The following is a 15,724-nucleotide window of genomic DNA, read 5'->3' as shown; positions in this document are numbered from 1 at the left end:
CTACGGGTGCGGCGGGCAGGGGCGCCGGCAGGTACTGCGGCGCCGGGGTGGGCGGTGCGCCCGACTCCCGACCCTGCCACGGCGAGTAGTGGTCCTGATACGTCACGGCCACAGTCTCGACTGTGGACGATCTTGACGCACCGGCCGAACGGTCCATCCCTGGGTCCTGTCAGCCAGCCGGGCGCCCGGTTCGCAGGATGTCGGGGTGGTCGGGCGCCTGGTGCCCCGCCCGGGCCGACCGGGACCCCGGCGACCGCGTCGGCGGCGACCGCGTCGATGGCGCGCGCGATGTTCAATGTCGCCATGATCCGTGTCATCCTCCGCGCAGCCGGTACCGTCGTCGGCGCGCTCGTACTCCTGACCACGGCCGCCTGTGGTGGCGCCGCAGGCACGCCGGAGTCCCCGCCGGCGGTCGGTGGTGGCCCCACCGCCGCTCCGGCGGCGACCACCGCTGCCGCCGGGACGTTTCTGCCCGATCTCTGTAACCGGCTCACCGCCGCCGGGGTCGCCGACGCTGCCGGGGTGGACATCCCGCTGGTCCGCGCCGAACCCGGACCGGGCATCGTCTCCTGTGCCTACCACCTGCGCAACGACGACGCCTCCCCGGCCATCTACGTGCAGTACCAGCTCGACGCGGCGAACCAGCTCGACTTCACCACCAGCGGTGAGGAGGTCGCCGGGATCGGCGAGCGGGCCAGGTGGTACCAGCGGGGCGCCACGCTCATGGCCAAGGTGAACGGTGACGATCTGCTGATCGTCAACCTCGGCGTGTCCAACCGGAACCTGCGCGGGGGCGACCTGCGGTCCCTCGCCGTCGACCTGGCGACCCGGGCGCTGGAGCAGTTGGCGCGCTGAGCGGAAAGGGTGGCGCGTCGGCCGTGCCCGCCGGATCCGGGTGGCCGGTCAGTCGGCGTACTCGACAGGTGTGAGGCCCAGCAGTTCTGAGGTCGTACCGGCCGACGGGTCGAGCGCGTCCAGCGCGGCGGTCAGCTTCTTCTCCTCGTACACCAGGTGCGACTCCAGCAGGGCGGCCAGGCCGTCCAGTTCGGCGCGTACCCGCCGCGGGTCGACGGGGGTACCGGTGGCGCCGGGGTCGGCTGCCGGGTCGGCGGCGAACAGCTCCTCGACCCGGCTGAGGATGCCGGCGACCACCTCGTGGTCGGCGGCCAACTCGGCGAGTACCGGGCGCAGGGCCGGCTCCCGCTCGGCCAGCACCCGGAACGCCCCGCCGTCCTCGCCTGTGTGGTGCCGGGTGAGTGCCGCGCAGAAGGCCAGGCAGTGGGCCCGCAGATCGCCTGTCCGTGGACCGGTGCCATCGGCCAGGTGCGTCTCGACGCCCTCGCGGAGGCGGGCCAGTTCCTCCCGGAGCCACCGGTGGATCTCGATCAACTGCTGGCCGTACGCGCTCAGCCGGGCGCCGCCCGGCCGGTTGTCATGCTGGTGGGAGTGTGGCACGTGTGTCCCATGCTGCCCCGCGCCTCCATGCCCTCGGCGGTCTGCTTGCCGGGTACACCGCGACGCTGAGCGGATCCTACGCCAACCTGCGTTCAGGGTCGGCGTACCGCACGCACCGTCAGCAGGTCGCCCAGCCCGGTGAAATCGTCGGGGTTGGTGGTGTAGAGCGGCAACCCGTGGGTGTACGCAATGGACGCGATCATCAGGTCCGCGATCCGGCGACGGGTCTGGCGACCGGCGGCCAGGACCGCTGCGGAAACCAGGCCAAAGGCCCGTGCTGCCTCGGCGTCGAACGGCAGCGGATCGAAGGTCGCCTCGGTGTGCTGGAGGATGCTGGTCCTTCGGGCGCGCTCCTGGGCATCGTCGGCGTGGTGCGGTCCGGCGGAAAGCTCAGCCAGGGTGACGGCAGAGACGACCATCTCCTCCGGCATCTCGTCGGGATCGAGAGCGGCGAGATGTATGACGATGTTGGTGTCGATCAACCCGCGAGAGGGGAGGTCACCACTCACGGTCGAATGGATCCTGTGCGAAGGCGTCGTCGATATCGCTGCGGAATTTCACCGGGTCGACCATGGGTGCGGTCGCGAATGCGGCCATCACCTCTGCGCGAGGAACATAGGTGCGTCGACGCAGCGGGATGAGTCTGCCGATCGGTGTGCCGTTGCGTGTGATGGTGAACGACTCCCCGCGCTCGACGCCGCGCATGATGGCGCCGGAGTCGTTGCGCAGCTCGCGTTGGGTGATCTCACGAGAGGCATGCTCAGCCATGGTGCAGAGTCTAGCCCAGGGTGCTACAAGGTGCTACGCCAGCTGGTTGTTGGTCCCGGCGGAGTTCCCCGGTGGCCCCGGCCGAGCAAAGGGCGGCATCGCGCAGGGCGCACGGAAGGGGGCGCGTGGCCGAAGCCACGCGCCCCCTGACGGTGTACCGGACGGATCAGGCCAAGCCCAGCTCCGCCTCGAAGTTGCCGGCCTCCAGCCGATCCTTGACCGCCACCAGGAAACGGGCCGCGTCGGCGCCGTCGACCAGCCGGTGGTCGTAGGAGAGGGCCAGGTAGACCATCGAGCGAACCGCGATGACCTCACCCAGCTCCGGGTCGTTGACCACGACCGGGCGCTTGACCACGGCACCGGTACCGAGCATCGCCGACTGCGGCGACGGCACGATCGGGGTGTCGAAGAGCGCGCCCCGGCTGCCGGTGTTGGTCAGCGTGAAGGTCGCCCCGGCCAGCTCGTCCGGGCTGACCTTGTTGGTCCGGGTGCGCTCGGCCAGGTCGGCGATCCGCCGGGCGATGCCGCCCAGGTTCAGGTCACCGGCACCGTGGATGACCGGCACCATCAGGCCCCGCTCGGTGTCCACGGCGATGCCCAGGTGCTCGGCGTCCGGGTAGGTGATCGTCCCGGCCTCCAGGTCCATCCGGGCGTTGACCACCGGGTAGGTCTGCAACGCCTCGACCGCCGCGAGGGCGAAGAACGGCAGGAAGGAGAGCTTGACGCCGTGCCGGGCGAGGAAGGCGTCCTTGGCCCGGGCCCGCAGCTTGGCCACCTTGGTGACGTCCACCTCGACCACGGTGGTGAGCTGCGCCATCTCGTGCAGCGACTCCTGCATCCGCTTGGCGATGACCGCGCGGATCCGGGGCAGCTTCTCGGTGCTGCCCCGCTTCGGGCTCGGCTGCGGCCGGGCGGCCGGCTGGGCGGGCGCCGGGGCGGCGGCAGCCGGGGCAGCGGCCGGAGCCGCCGCCGGGGCGGCCTTGGCCGCCTTCGCCTTCTCCGCCGCGTCGAGCACGTCCTGCTTCCGGATCCGGCCACCGACCCCGGTGCCGGTCAGCGTGGACAGGTCCACCCCGTGCTCGCTGGCGAGCTTGCGGACCAGCGGGGTCACGTAGCCCGCCGCCTCCTCGCCGCCACCCTGGGCCGGTGCCGACGGGCGCTGCGGCGTCGCGGTCGGGGCGGCCGGCTGCGCGGCCTGCTCGGTCCGGGCCGGCTGGGCAGCCGTCTCGGCCTCGGCGGCGGGCTCGTTGTACGACAGGCCCGGCGTCGGCTCGGCAGCCTTCGGCTCGGCCTGCGGGGCCGGCTTCGGCTCGGGCTTCGCCTCCGCCTGCGGGGCCGGCTCCGGCTTGGCCTCGGGCTTCGGCTCCGCCTTGGGCGCGGCACCGGCGGCACCGATCACCGCCAGGTCGGCACCGACCGGAGCGGTCTCGTCCTGGGCGACCTTGATCTCCAGCAGGGTACCGGCGACCGGGGAGGGGATCTCCGTGTCGACCTTGTCGGTGGAGACCTCCAGCAGCGGCTCGTCGACCTCGACGGTGTCGCCGACCTCCTTGAGCCAGCGGGTGACCGTACCCTCGGTGACGCTCTCCCCGAGGGCGGGCATCTTCACCGCGGTGCCCTCGGCAGCCGGGGCGGCCTCGGCCTGCGGCGCCGGCTCCTCGGCGGCGGCCTGCGGCTGCTCGGCCGGCTGGGCCGCCTGCGGCTCGGCCGGGGCGGCCTGCTCCTCGGGCTGTGCGCCGCCGGCGGGCTCGGCCGACTCGCCCTCACCGGCGATGACCGCCAGCTCGCTGCCGACCTCGGCGGTCTCGTCCTCGCCCACCACGATCCGGCTGAGCACGCCGGCTGCGGGCGAGGGGATCTCCGTGTCGACCTTGTCGGTCGAGACCTCGAGCAGCGGCTCGTCGACCTCGACCCGCTCGCCCTCCTGCTTCAGCCAGCGCGTGACGGTACCCTCAGTGACGCTCTCGCCAAGCCGGGGCATGGTGACCGATACCGGCATCTTCTACGACTCCTTCAATCCCCTGGTGCGAACGTCGCCCGCGCTGCCGCCGGACGTCGCGGAATAGGTGTGGTCAGGCATGCGCGTGCAGCGGCTTGCCGGCGAGAGCCAGGTGCGCCTCGCCGAGGGCCTCGTTCTGGGTGGGGTGCGCGTGCACGAGCTGCGCCACCTCGGCCGGGTAGGCCTCCCAGTTGTAGATGAGCTGGGCCTCGCCGATCATCTCGCCGACCCGGGCGCCGACCATGTGCACACCGACCACCGGGCCGTCCTCCACCCGGACGAGCTTGACGAAGCCGGCCGTCCTGAGGATCTGGCTCTTGCCGTTGCCGCCGAGGTTGTAGTTGTAGACCTTGACCTTGTCGGCGCCGTACTGCTCCTTGGCCTTGGCCTCGGTGAGACCGACCGACGCCAGCTCCGGGTCGGAGTAGGTGACGCGCGGGATGCCGGCCTCGTCGATCACGGCGGGGTTGAGCCCGGCGATCTCCTCGGCGACGAAGATGCCCTGCTGGAAGCCGCGGTGCGCGAGCTGGAGCCCCGGCACGATGTCACCGACGGCGTAGATGTTGCCGACCCCGGTCCGCAGCCGCTCGTCGGTCAGCACGTAACCCCGGTCGAGCCGGATGCCCTGCTGCTCGTAGCCCAGGTCGGCGGTGACCGGACCCCGGCCCACCGCGACCAGCAGCAGCTCGGCCTCGACGGTCTCGCCACCGGCGATGGTGACCTTCACGCCGGAGTCGGTCTTCTCGACCTTCTCGAACGGCTTGCCCACCTTGAAGTTGATCTTCCGCTTGCGGAACGCCCGCTCCAGCGCCTTCGACGACTCCTCGTCCTCGGCGGCGACCAGCCGGGGCAGCGCCTCGATGATGGTCACGTCCACCCCGAAGGAGCGCCACACGCTGGCGAACTCCACGCCGATCACGCCACCGCCCAGCACGATCGCGGAGGACGGGACCCGGTCCAGCCGCAGCGCGTGGTCGCTGGTGATGATCCGCTCGCCGTCGACGTCCAGCCCGGGCAGGCTGCGCGCGTACGAGCCGGTGGCCAGGATCACGTTCCGGCCGGTGTAGCGCTTGCCGTCGACCTCGACGGTGTCCTTGCCGACCAGCTTGCCGGTGCCCTCGACATAGGTGATCTTCGCGCCCTTGACCAGGCCCTGGAGGCCCTTGTAGAGCCGGGAGACCACCCCGTCCTTGTACGCGTTGACCCCGGCCATGTCGATGCCGACCAGTTCGGCCTTGACCCCGAACTGCTCCGACTCGCGGGTGTTGTCGGCGATCTCGGCGGCGTGCAGCAGCGCCTTGGTCGGGATGCAGCCGTTGTGCAGGCAGGTCCCGCCCAGCTTGCCCTTCTCGATCAACGCGACCGACAGGTCCAGTTGGGCGGCGCGCAGGGCTGCGGCATAGCCGCCACTACCACCTCCGAGAATGACAACGTCGAAGGTCGCGTCGTTCGGCTCGCTCACAGTTAACTCCCAGGTCGCGTCGCTGCTACGAGGGTCATGCCAGGGAAACGGGCATACTCGCCTCGGTCATCTTGTCACTTGTCCGCCGGGGCCGCGTCACGAGGTGCCCAACGACACGTTCGACGGACGTACGCTTGCCGCAGGCTTCGACGACGGCACATGGAGGGGATGCCCGGTGGGCCTGTTCCGACGACGCAGGCGACCCGACGGGGGCACGGCCTCCGGGGACCGGGGCGCCACCCGCGCCGACCTGGACCACCTCGAACAGTTCGTCCGCTCCCGGACCGGGGTCGAGGCGTTCATCGAACCGCGCACCACGGTGACCGAGACGACCGTCATGCTGATCGCCTTCGACGGCGAGTGGACCCGCCGCCGGGTGGACTCCCCGGAGGGGGCGCGCCGGTTCGCCCACCGGCTCGGCATCCCGATCTACGACGTGCGCCTGGTCGGGTACCCGCAGCGGATGCGGGACTTCAACGAGCGCCGCAAGCGCCGCCCCGAGCGGTACTGATCCCCCGGCCGGGCGCCGCAGGCGCGTGGCGCGCCCGCGACGGCACTCACCCCGCGACGGCACCGATCCCGTAACGGCACCGATCCCGTAACGGCACCGGTCCGGTAACCGCACCGACCCCGTAACGGCAGCGACCCCGGCCGCCGGGGCCGGGGTCGGTACCGTCGCACAACCGGGTCAGCCGTTCGCCGCGATGTCCTCGACCAGTTCGAGCAGCGTCCGTACCGGTACGCCGGTGCCGCCCTTGGTCCAGTAGCCGAACGGCTCGCCGACGTGGTAGCTCGGTCCGGCGATGTCGATGTGCGCCCAGGGGACCTCGTCGGTGACGAACTCACGCAGGAACACCCCGCCCTGGAGCATGTGGCCGGCCCGGTCCATACCCGCGTTGACCTGGGAGATGTCCGCCACGTCGGAGTCCATGCCCTTGCGGACGTCCTCCGGCAGCGGCATCGGCCACGCCGGCTCACCGACCGTCTCACCGGCCACCCGGACCCGCTCGCAGAGTTCCGGCGTACCCATCACCCCGGCGACCCGCTTGCCCAGGGCGACCACCTGACCGCCGGTCAGGGTCGACGTCTCCAGCAGGTAGTCGCAGCCGTCCGCGCAGGCCCGCGCCATCGCGTCACCGAGGATCATCCGCCCCTCGGCGTCGGTGTTGAGCACCTCGACCCGCTTGCCGTTGAACATGGTGATCACGTCACCGGGGCGGTACGCGGTGCCGGACGGCATGTTCTCCGCCATCGGCAGGTACGCGTGCACCGTCACCGCCGGCTTGAGCGCCGCGATGGCCAGCATCGCCCCGCCGACCGCCGCCGCGCCGCCCATGTCGGACTTCATCTCCCACATGCCCTGCGCCGGCTTGATGGTGATACCGCCGGTATCGAAGGTGATCCCCTTGCCGACCAGCGCGACGGTCTTGCCGGAACCGCCACCCTCCGGCGTGTAGCTGAGCTTGACCAGCCGGGGCGGGGCCTCCGAGCCTTGGCCGACCGCGACGATGCCGCCGTAACCGCCGGCCGCCAGGGCGGCCTCGTCGAGCACCTCGACACCGAGGCCGGCCTCCCGCGCCGCCGACGCGACCGCGTCGGCGAAGCTCGGCGGACGCAGCTCGTTCGGCGCCATGTTGACCCAGTCCCGGGTCAACCGCACCGCGGCGGTCACCGTCCGGGCCCGGACCACCTCGGCCTGCGCGGCCGGGTCGGCGGCGTCCGGTACGTGCACCGCCACCTCGGCGACGGGTGCCCGACGGGTCGGCTGCGGCCGGGTCTTGTAGCCGGCGAAACGGTAACCGCCCAGCAGGGCGCCCTCGGCGACCGCCCGCAACGCGGCCGGTGCGTCGGTGTCGTCGGGCAGCGGCAGGGTCAGCGCCACCCGTCCGGCCCCGGCCAGGGCCCGGACCGCGGCGCCCGCCGCGCGGCGCAGCGTCTCCGGTGCCGGTGCGGCGCCGGTCGGCTCGGGACCGAGGCCGACCGCGGCCACCAGGGGGGCGGTGACCGTACCCAGCGTGGCGAGCTTGATCACCTCGCCGGGACTCCCGGTGGCGCCGAGCAGCGCCAGGGTCTCGGTCAGTTTGCCGTCGAACGCGGCAGCGATGCTCTCCGCGCCGCTGGCCAGCAGCAGGGTCGCGGCGTAGCTGCCATTCCCGGCGGGCTCGTCCGACCCGGTCGTCTGGCTGTGTACGCCGATGACGATCGCATCGACGGCAAGCTCGGCGGGGTCGGTGTCGACCAGGCTCAGGGTGGTGCTGGACGATGTCACTCGGCGTCTCCGGACTGGCAGGCCGGTCGCGTTGTGCGCGGACCGGCGACGAAGGTCTCCGGCGCAACCTACCCGCCGGACCCCGGGCTGTCCTACCGACTGGCGTCGGAGGAATGACGCGATGCTAACCAGCGGGGATACCCCCGGTAAGTTGCCACCCATGACCGACGTGACCGCCGACGTTCCCGTTGCCCCGCTGCGCCGTTCCCCGCTGCACGAGCGGCACGCCGCACTGGGTGCCAAGTTCGCCGCCTTCGGCGGCTGGCAGATGCCCCTGGAGTACGCCGGGGGCGGGGTGCTCGCCGAACACACCGCGGTACGGACGGCGGTCGGCGTCTTCGACGTGTCCCACCTCGGCAAGGCCCGGGTCACCGGCCCCGGGGCGGTCGACTTCGTCAACGCCTGCCTGACCAACGACCTGGACCGGATCACGGCCGGCAAGGCGCAGTACACCCTCTGCTGCGACGACGCGACCGGCGGCGTGGTGGACGACATCATCGCCTACCGGTACGCCGACGACCACGTCTTCCTCGTGCCGAACGCGGCGAACACCGCCGAGGTGGTCCGCCGGCTGCGGGCCGCCGCCCCGCCGTCGGTGACGGTGACCGACGAGCACGAGGCGTACGCCGTACTGGCCGTGCAGGGGCCGCAGTCGGCGGACCTGCTCGACAAGCTCGGCCTGCCCACCGGGCACGAGTACATGAGCTTCTCGGTGGGCACGCTGGACGGCGCCGAGGTGGTGGTCTGCCGGACCGGCTACACCGGCGAGCACGGCTACGAACTCGTGGTACCCGCCGGGTCGGCCGTCGCCGTCTGGGACGCGCTGCACGCCGCCGGGACCGCGTACGGGTTGCGGGCCTGCGGTCTGGGTGCCCGGGACACCCTGCGCACCGAGATGGGCTACCCGCTGCACGGCCAGGACCTCTCCCTGGAGATCACCCCGGTGCAGGGCCGCTCCGGCTGGGCGGTCGGGTGGCAGAAGCCGGCCTTCTGGGGTCGGGACGCGCTGCTGGCCGAGAAGGCCGCCGGTCCCCGCCGCACCCTGCGCGGGCTGGAGGCGGTCGACCGGGGCATCCCCCGGGCGGGGATGACCGTGTACGCGGGGGACACCGCGATCGGCACGGTGACCAGTGGCACCTTCTCCCCGACCCGCAAGGTGGGCATCGCCCTGGCCCTGATCGACACGGCGGCCGGCATCGCCGACGGCGACACCGTCGACCTGGACGTACGGGGCCGGCGGGCGGCGGTACGCGTGGTCCGCCCGCCCTTCGTCACGCCGTCGGTGAAGTAGCCGGCCGTCGGCGCGCCCGGCCTGCCGTCACCCGCCGTCCCGGTGGCCGGCGTCCGGCGCCCCGCCGTCCCGGTGGCCGGCGTCCAGCACCGCCTGGGTCCAGCCGCCCTCGATCACCCCGCCGTCGCCGAGCAGCGCCCAGTCGACCACCTCGGCGGCGGCGACCACCACCGGAGCGCCGATGCGGATGGTGGGATCGGTGGTGGCGTCGCTGGCGCTGGTCCCGACGATCCGGTCCGGTGACGGCCAGGACCGTACCCCCGCCCAGACGAACTCCGGACCGTCCTCGGTCGGCAGCCCGTACTTGACCACGAGCTGCGTACCGTCGGACAGGTCGCCGGCGAGGAACCGGCGCCGGACGGCCGGCAGCCCCTCCCGGGCGGTCGCCACCGCCCGGGCCATCGCGTCGCCCGGCCGGGCGTACTGGATGTCCGGCTGCCCCGCACCGGCACCGGCGCCGAACAGGGTGGCGCAGACCGCCGCGAAGTACCGCCCGGGTGGGCCGGTGTGTCCGGCCGGTGGCCGCAGGCTGAGGAAGGAGTCCGCGTCCGGGTCGGTCGCCGGGTCCAGCTCCAGCCGCAGCAGCACCGGCGCCGTCGTCACCTGCTGCTCCGGGCTGCCGTACGCCACCGCGATGTCGTGCCCGGTGATGGTGGCCAGCACCGGCAGCTGCACGAACGCGGGCACCTCCTCGGTGGCGATCCCGTCGGTGAAGGTGCGCAGCAGCCGCCGGGCCGCCCCGGTCATCACCGCCCCCCAGGCCCGGGTGAGGTGGTCCGGCACCCCCTGCACCTGCAACTCCATCAGCCCGAAGCGACGCAGCCCCTTGGTGGTGAACCAGAGCCCGTCGGCGTCCGACGAGTACGGCACCAGCACCCAGTCGACCAGGCGGACCCGGCCCCGCTCGTCGGGCAGCGAGCGCAGCGCCGCCTCCGGGGTGAGGAACTGGAGTCCGAAGACGTCGACGACGTTCCCGCCGACCTGGTCGGCCATCGCCGCCGCGACCGCCCGGGCGGCCCACTCGTGTGCCGGCGGCCAGCCCGGCCGGTACTCGGCCTGCACCACCACCAGGTGGGTCGCCTCACCGAGCCGGGCGAGCTGCTCGGGGCTCGCCCCGAACGCGGTGAGCAGATCCGGGGGCAGCCGGGGGAACTCGCTCATCGAGCGGGTGTCCACGCTCAGCAGCGGACTGTCCAGCATCTGCCGGGCCAGGCCGTGCACCGGCTCGGCGATCCGGCCGGCGAGGGCCTCGACCGCCCGCCGGGGACTGGTGGGCGGCAGGCCGGTCAGCGGTACCAGGTAGGTCGCGGTCAGCGACTCCGGTACCGGAACGGGCAGGAAGTCGTCCGTGATGAGCATTGTCGTCCCCCACGAGACGTCGCCGGTGCTGTCACCGAAACGCTACCCGGCGGCCGGCCGACCGCTGCGCCGATCACCGGTGAAGCCGGACCGGAGCGGGCCACCGGCACCGGTCAGCGCGGCACGAGCAGCAGCAGGACCAGGGTGGTGGTGATCTCCACCACGGCGCCGAGCACGTCGCCGGTGATCCCGCCGAGCCGGCGTACCACGTGGCGCAGCAGCAGCACCACGGCGGCGAGGGCGACGAGGACGGCGAGCGGGCCCTGCCACGGGCGGCCCGGCACGGCCGCCAGCGCGGCGAGCCCGACCACGGTCGTGCCGGCGACCAGGGCCGGCCGGCCGACGGTGCCGGCGACCAGGGCGCCCAGCCCGTCCGGCCGGGCCGCCGGCACCCCGCGCCGGCAGGCCAGCCCGACGCCCAGCCGGCCGGCGGCGACGGCGGTGACCACCGCGGCGAGCGTCGCGGCCGGGGGCCGGTCGGCCAGCGCGGTGAGCGCCGCGACCTGCATCAGGAGTACGAGCACCAGCGCGGCCACTCCGAACGGGCCGACGTCCGGCTTCTTCATGATCTCCAGCGCGCCCGGGCCGGACCGGTACGACCCGAGGGCGTCGACGGTGTCGGCCAGCCCGTCCAGGTGCAGCCCCCGGGTGCCCAGGGCGGCTGCGGTGACCGTCACCGCAGCGGCCAGCAGGGCGGTGGTGCCGGCCGTGACCAGCCCGGTCAGCAGCGCCCCGAGGAGCAGACCGAGCAGCAGGCCCACGGCGGGGGCGAGGGAGATCGCGACCCCGGCCACCGCCCGGTCGATCCGGCCGGACCGGACCGGGAACGTGGTGAAGGTGGTGAGGGCCAGCCGTACGCCGTCGACCAGCCGCCGGTCAGCCGGCACGCCAGGCGGCGCTCGCCCCGTCGACGCCGGCCCGGTCGATCGGGTCGATGCCGGTGGACCCGCGACCTGCCGGGTCGTCCGACCCGTCGGTGTCCGGCCCGGTGCCGGTCGGCCGGTCGGGTCCGGTGCTGGTCGGCCCCGGACCGGCCGGCTCCGGCTCGGTGAAGTCCGGCTCGTCCTCCCCGGCGGGTGGGTGGCCGTCCGACCCGTCGTCCGGCGCGTCCGGCTCCGGACCGGCCAGGGCGGGGTGCGCCGGAAGGGCGGCGGCCAGGGCCAGCACCGACCGCAGCAGCGGCAGCGCGGCCAGCGCGTTCGCCCCCTCGCCGAGGCCGAGGCGCAGGTCCAGCAGCGGGGTCAGGCCGAGCACGTCGGCGGCGAGGGAGACCGCCGGGTGACCGCCGTGGTCGGGCAGCAGGCACCAGTGCCGGGCCTGCCCGGCGAGGTCCCGGCTGACCAGACCGGCCGCCAGGCCGACCGGCCCGTCGAGCAGGACCGGCAGCCGCCGGGCCGCCGCGCCGAGCAGCACCCCGGTCGCGACCGTGATGTCCCCACCGCCCAGCTCGGCCAGGATCTCCTTGGCCGTCCGGGACGAGCTGCGGATCCGCCGCAGGCTGTCCCGGACCGCCGCGCAGCGCACCATCCAGGCGTTGTCGTCGACGTGACCGCCGGGGTTGACGACCCGGGCGAGCACCGCCGGGGCCTCCGCGCCCGCGGTCGCGGCGAGCACCGCCGCCGCTGCGGTCTCGGCACCCGCGCCGCACGCCCCGATCACGAGCAACTGGACCCCGGCATCGGCCGCCTCGTCGGCGAGCCGCCAGCCGTAGCGCAGGGCCGACTCGACCGCCTCGGCGGTCAACGCCGGACCCTCCTCGATCGGCGCGGCGGTCGGCGCGTCGACCACCTGGAGACCCGCGCCGCTCTCGGCGGCCAGCCGGGCCAGCGGCCCGACACCGGCCCGTGCCTGGTCGGCCCGGCGGGTCGACTCGCCGGGCACCGTACCCGCGGCGGCCCCACCGGTGTGGTCACCGTGCAGCAGCAGGACGCGTACCGTGCCCCACGGTGCCGGGGTCGGGGTGCCCTGGGTGGCCGCCGCGAACCCGACGACCCGTTCCAGCACGCCCAGGCCGGTACCCGGCCGGCGGTCGGCGGCCAGCGTCTCCAGCAGGTCCAGGCCGGCGGCCGGACCGTGCACCATGGCGACGGCGACCGCGCGGTTGAGGGTCACCACCGGGCCCGGAGCGACCTTTTCCAAAAGTTCGTAGAGCGCGAGGATCTGCGGCCAGTCGGTCGTGGCCACGCTGGCCGCCTCGTCGTGCAGGGCCGCGATGGCCGCCTGGAGCTGGTAGGGGCCGACCGGTCCCCGGGTCAGCGCCTCGGCGACCAGGTCGGTGCCCGTTGCGACGAGCCGGCGGTCCCACCGGGTGCGGTCCTGCTCGGCCAGCGGCACCAGTGCCCCGTCCGGGCCGGTACGCGCGGGACGGCGGGCCTCGGTGAGCAGCATCAGGGCCAGCAGCCCGGTCACCTCGCTGTCGTCGGGCAGCAGCCGACGCAGCCAGGTGGTCAGCCGGATCGCCTCGCGGGACAGTTGCGGGACGGTCAGGTCGGGTCCGGTGCTCGCCGTGTAGCCCTCGTTGAACATCAGGTAGAGCACGTGCCGGACGGCCCGAAGCCGCTCCGTCCGGTCGGCGGCCTCCGGCGGGGCGAACCGGTCCCCGCTGGTGCGGATGCTCTGCTTGGCCCGGCTGATCCGCTGCGCCATCGTCGCCTCCGGCACCAGGAACGCCGCCGCGATCTGCGCGGTACCCAGACCACCGACCGCGCGCAGGGTCAGCGCGATCCGGCTGGACGGCGACAGTGCCGGGTGGCAGCAGAGGAAGAGCAGGGCGAGCGAGTCGTCCCGGTCGACCACCGGGTCGGCGTCAGCCGGTCGGCCGAGCAGTTCGGCCTGCGGCGTGGCCACGAAGGTGGCGTACTCGCGGCGTTGGCGGGCCTGGTCACCACGGACCTCGTCGAGGAACCGGTGGGACGCCACCGTGATCAGCCAGCCCCGGGGGTTGTCCGGTGGCCCGTCGGCGGGCCAGCGCTCGGCGGCCCGCAGCAACGCCTCCTGGACGGCGTCCTCACAGGCGTCGAACTGCCCGTACCGGCGGACGAGCGCACCGAGGACCTGCGGCGCGAGCTCGCGCAGCAGGTCCTCGACCCCCGTACCGGAGCTCACCGGTCGGCGGCGGCCTCGTGCAGGATCGGCCACACCTCGACCGGCGCGCTGTCCGCCCACGGCATGTCGGCGGCGATCTCGTACGCCCGCTGTTCGTTCTCGCAGTCGAGCAGGTAGAAGCTCGCCATGTACTCCTTGGTCTCCAGGTAGGGGCCGTCGGTGACGGCGGGCACGCCGTCGGCTCGCCGCACCAGCCGGGCGGCTGCGGCGTCGGCCAGCCCGTACGCGCCGATCAGTTCGCCGCTCTCCCGGTACCGGCGGTTGAACGCGTCCTGCTTGGCGACCTCCTCCGGCCACGACTCGGCCGGGTACGAGTCCCACTTCTCCTGGTTGCCGTAGATCATCAGCAGGTACTTCACGGTCTTCCGTCCTCTCCGTCGTGCGCACCGGCCCGGTGCGTCGTCACCCCACAGACGGAGCCGGGCCGTCCGTCTCTACATCCGAGGGGCACCGGCCCGAAAAACCCGCCAGCCGGCACCGGGTCAGGGCTGGCCGGCGGGCAGCGGGAGGCCGAGCAGCAGCGGCCCGGTCGGTGTCGCGATCAGATCCTCCAGGGTCACCTCGTCGAGGGCGGCGAGAAACGCCAGCTGCGCCCGGCGCAGGGTGCTCCGCAGCCGGCAGGCGCTGCGCAGCGGGCAGGGCGGCTGGGTGCAGTCGACGATCTCGTCGGCGCCCTCGAAGGCCCGTACCAGGTGGCCGACGGTGAGCCGCAACGCGCCGGGGGCCAACTCGACACCGCCGGTCCGCCCCCGGACGGTGACCAGTACCTCCATCCGCTGCAACCGTTGGACCAGCTTGGCGACGTGGTTACGGGGCAGTGCCAGGTCCGTGGCGAGTTCCTCCACGGTCAGCCGGCCGCCCCGGGCGCCGGCCAGCATGACCACCCGTAACGCCATGTCGGTGGAACGGTTGAGCTTCACGGCACCGACGATAGCCAGCGGGTGAGGCGTACCGCACATCACCGGAGGCCGCAGACGGCAACGGCGGGCGGTCGGCACACACTAGACTCACAAAAGAGGTACTTGATCTACCTCTTTAGCGCGCGGTCGCGCACGAACAGAAGGAGAGGTCATGCTCTCGGCAGCATCAGCCCCCGTCGTCGCCGCCACCCTGCCGGTGGTCCGCAGTCACGGCGAGCAGATCACCGGCAACTTCTACCCCCGGATGTTCCGCGCCCACCCGGAACTGCTCAACGTGTTCAACCGGGGCAACCAGGCCACCGGGGAGCAGAAGCAGGCCCTCGCCGGCGCCGTCGTGGCGTACGCCGGTCACCTGCTCGGCGAGAGCACCATGCCGTGGCAGCCGGTCCTGGAACGGATCGCCCACAAGCACGTCTCCCTCGGCATCACCCCCGCGCAGTACACCATCGTGGGCCGGCACCTGCTCGACGCCGTAGCCGACGTGCTCGGCCCGGCGGTCACCCCCGAGATCGCCGCCGCCTGGGACGAGGTCTACTGGCTCTTCGCCTGTGAACTCATCGCCCGCGAGGCGCGGCTCTACCACGACGCGGGGATCGGTGACCCGGTCGACCTCTGGCGTACCTGGCGGGTCGTCGACCGGGTCACCGAGACCGCCGACGCGTTCTCGCTGACCCTCTCCCCCACCGACGACGGGCCGGTACCGGCCTTCGTCCCCGGCCAGTACGTCTCGGTCGCGGTGGACCTCGGCGCGGACCGGGGACAGCAGATCCGGCAGTACAGCCTCTCCGGCCCGCCCCAGGCCGGCACCTGGCAGATCACCGTCAAGCGGCTGCGGCCCGAGGGCGGCCGGCCCGCCGGCACCGTCTCCGGCCACCTGCACGACCGGGTGGCGGTCGGTGACACCCTCCGGCTCAGCCCGCCGTTCGGCGACATCGACGCGGTCGCGGGTACCGGTCCACTGCTGCTGGTCAGCGCGGGCATCGGCGTCACCCCGGCGATGGCGGCCCTGGAGCACCTCGTCGTGCACGACCCGAAGCGGCCGGTCACCCTGGTGCACGCGGACCGGTCACCGGACACCCACCCGCTGCGCCGGCAC

Annotated in this window: 14 protein-coding genes and 1 pseudogene; 4 read left to right on the top strand and 11 right to left on the bottom strand. The window is 73.4% G+C overall.

What is annotated here, in order from left to right:
* Nucleotides 1-303 precede the first annotated feature (303 nt).
* Entirely contained in the window at nucleotides 304-855 is a 552-nt protein-coding gene (locus tag GSF22_RS18725; RefSeq protein WP_208814919.1) for a hypothetical protein, read from the top strand.
* Between the two features lie 48 nt (nucleotides 856-903).
* Here GSF22_RS18725 and GSF22_RS18720 read toward each other — a convergent pair whose 3' ends face one another.
* The 5 genes from GSF22_RS18720 to lpdA all read right to left on the bottom strand — a co-directional run bounded on the left by GSF22_RS18720 (nucleotide 904) and on the right by lpdA (nucleotide 5,684).
* Nucleotides 904-1,455 (bottom strand): hemerythrin domain-containing protein, encoded by a 552-nt coding sequence (locus GSF22_RS18720; RefSeq protein ID WP_208814918.1) that lies wholly within the window; start codon nucleotides 1,453-1,455, stop codon nucleotides 904-906.
* A 92-nt stretch (nucleotides 1,456-1,547) separates the two neighbouring features.
* Nucleotides 1,548-1,937 carry a type II toxin-antitoxin system VapC family toxin gene (locus GSF22_RS18715; protein WP_244367681.1) on the bottom strand — a complete coding sequence of 130 codons (390 nt, stop codon included), beginning with the start codon at nucleotides 1,935-1,937 and terminating at the stop codon, nucleotides 1,548-1,550.
* A 16-nt stretch (nucleotides 1,938-1,953) separates the two neighbouring features.
* Nucleotides 1,954-2,223, bottom strand: a complete 270-nt coding sequence (locus GSF22_RS18710; protein ID WP_208814916.1) for a type II toxin-antitoxin system Phd/YefM family antitoxin — start codon at nucleotides 2,221-2,223, stop codon at nucleotides 1,954-1,956.
* 166 nt (nucleotides 2,224-2,389) lie between these two features.
* On the bottom strand, nucleotides 2,390-4,222 hold the full coding sequence (gene sucB, locus GSF22_RS18705) for a 2-oxoglutarate dehydrogenase, E2 component, dihydrolipoamide succinyltransferase (protein ID WP_208814915.1): 1,833 nt from the start codon (nucleotides 4,220-4,222) through the stop codon (nucleotides 2,390-2,392).
* Nucleotides 4,223-4,295: 73 nt separating this feature from the next.
* Nucleotides 4,296-5,684 carry a dihydrolipoyl dehydrogenase gene (gene lpdA, locus GSF22_RS18700; protein WP_208814914.1) on the bottom strand — a complete coding sequence of 463 codons (1,389 nt, stop codon included), beginning with the start codon at nucleotides 5,682-5,684 and terminating at the stop codon, nucleotides 4,296-4,298.
* A gap of 175 nt (nucleotides 5,685-5,859) precedes the next feature.
* Between lpdA and GSF22_RS18695 the strand changes: the two genes are divergently transcribed.
* The gene (locus GSF22_RS18695) at nucleotides 5,860-6,195 is read left to right on the top strand and encodes a hypothetical protein (protein ID WP_208814913.1); all 336 of its coding nucleotides are present in this window, start codon (nucleotides 5,860-5,862) and stop codon (nucleotides 6,193-6,195) included.
* Nucleotides 6,196-6,372: 177 nt separating this feature from the next.
* Here GSF22_RS18695 and GSF22_RS18690 read toward each other — a convergent pair whose 3' ends face one another.
* Nucleotides 6,373-7,953 carry a leucyl aminopeptidase gene (locus GSF22_RS18690; protein WP_208814912.1) on the bottom strand — a complete coding sequence of 527 codons (1,581 nt, stop codon included), beginning with the start codon at nucleotides 7,951-7,953 and terminating at the stop codon, nucleotides 6,373-6,375.
* A gap of 160 nt (nucleotides 7,954-8,113) precedes the next feature.
* On the opposite strand from GSF22_RS18690, the gene gcvT reads away from it, so the two are divergent.
* Complete coding sequence (gene gcvT, locus GSF22_RS18685; RefSeq protein ID WP_208814911.1) at nucleotides 8,114-9,244, top strand: glycine cleavage system aminomethyltransferase GcvT; 1,131 nt, start codon at nucleotides 8,114-8,116, stop codon at nucleotides 9,242-9,244.
* A gap of 27 nt (nucleotides 9,245-9,271) precedes the next feature.
* On the opposite strand, the gene GSF22_RS18680 is transcribed toward gcvT, so the two are convergent.
* The 5 genes and pseudogenes from GSF22_RS18680 to GSF22_RS18660 form a co-directional block, all read right to left on the bottom strand.
* Nucleotides 9,272-10,603, bottom strand: coding sequence for a DUF2314 domain-containing protein (locus GSF22_RS18680; RefSeq protein WP_208814910.1), 1,332 nt, complete (start codon nucleotides 10,601-10,603; stop codon nucleotides 9,272-9,274).
* A 113-nt stretch (nucleotides 10,604-10,716) separates the two neighbouring features.
* Nucleotides 10,717-11,490 (bottom strand): adenosylcobinamide-GDP ribazoletransferase, encoded by a 774-nt coding sequence (gene cobS, locus GSF22_RS18675; protein WP_208814909.1) that lies wholly within the window; start codon nucleotides 11,488-11,490, stop codon nucleotides 10,717-10,719.
* Between the two features lie 52 nt (nucleotides 11,491-11,542).
* Nucleotides 11,543-13,708, bottom strand: a pseudogene (locus GSF22_RS18670) (nicotinate-nucleotide--dimethylbenzimidazole phosphoribosyltransferase); the annotation flags it as partial.
* Nucleotides 13,705-14,067: a YciI family protein gene (locus GSF22_RS18665; RefSeq protein WP_208814907.1), complete on the bottom strand. Its 363-nt coding sequence runs from the start codon at nucleotides 14,065-14,067 to the stop codon at nucleotides 13,705-13,707. The gene GSF22_RS18665 and the pseudogene GSF22_RS18670, both read right to left, overlap by 4 nt.
* Nucleotides 14,068-14,190: 123 nt before the next feature.
* Nucleotides 14,191-14,628, bottom strand: a complete 438-nt coding sequence (locus tag GSF22_RS18660; protein WP_208814906.1) for an RrF2 family transcriptional regulator — start codon at nucleotides 14,626-14,628, stop codon at nucleotides 14,191-14,193.
* A gap of 151 nt (nucleotides 14,629-14,779) precedes the next feature.
* Here GSF22_RS18660 and GSF22_RS18655 point away from each other — a divergent pair.
* Nucleotides 14,780-15,724, top strand: a 945-nt coding sequence (locus tag GSF22_RS18655; protein WP_208814905.1) for a globin domain-containing protein, incomplete at its 3' end; no start/stop codon positions are given.

This window comes from Micromonospora echinofusca (genome assembly GCF_017614955.1).
GTDB classification, from domain to species: Bacteria; Actinomycetota; Actinomycetes; order Mycobacteriales; family Micromonosporaceae; genus Micromonospora; species Micromonospora echinofusca_A.
This window is presented reverse-complemented; position numbering and strand designations above follow the sequence as displayed.

Excerpts from the sequence above, each read along its gene's own strand:
- GSF22_RS18725 (WP_208814919.1), top strand. The coding sequence starts at position 304 with ATGATCCGTGTCATCCTCCGCGCAGCCGGTACCGTCGTCGGCGCGCTC.
- GSF22_RS18710 (WP_208814916.1), bottom strand. The coding sequence starts at position 2,223 with ATGGCTGAGCATGCCTCTCGTGAGATCACCCAACGCGAGCTGCGCAAC.
- sucB (WP_208814915.1), bottom strand. The coding sequence starts at position 4,222 with ATGCCGGTATCGGTCACCATGCCCCGGCTTGGCGAGAGCGTCACTGAG.
- gcvT (WP_208814911.1), top strand. The coding sequence starts at position 8,114 with ATGACCGACGTGACCGCCGACGTTCCCGTTGCCCCGCTGCGCCGTTCC.
- GSF22_RS18680 (WP_208814910.1), bottom strand. The coding sequence starts at position 10,603 with ATGCTCATCACGGACGACTTCCTGCCCGTTCCGGTACCGGAGTCGCTG.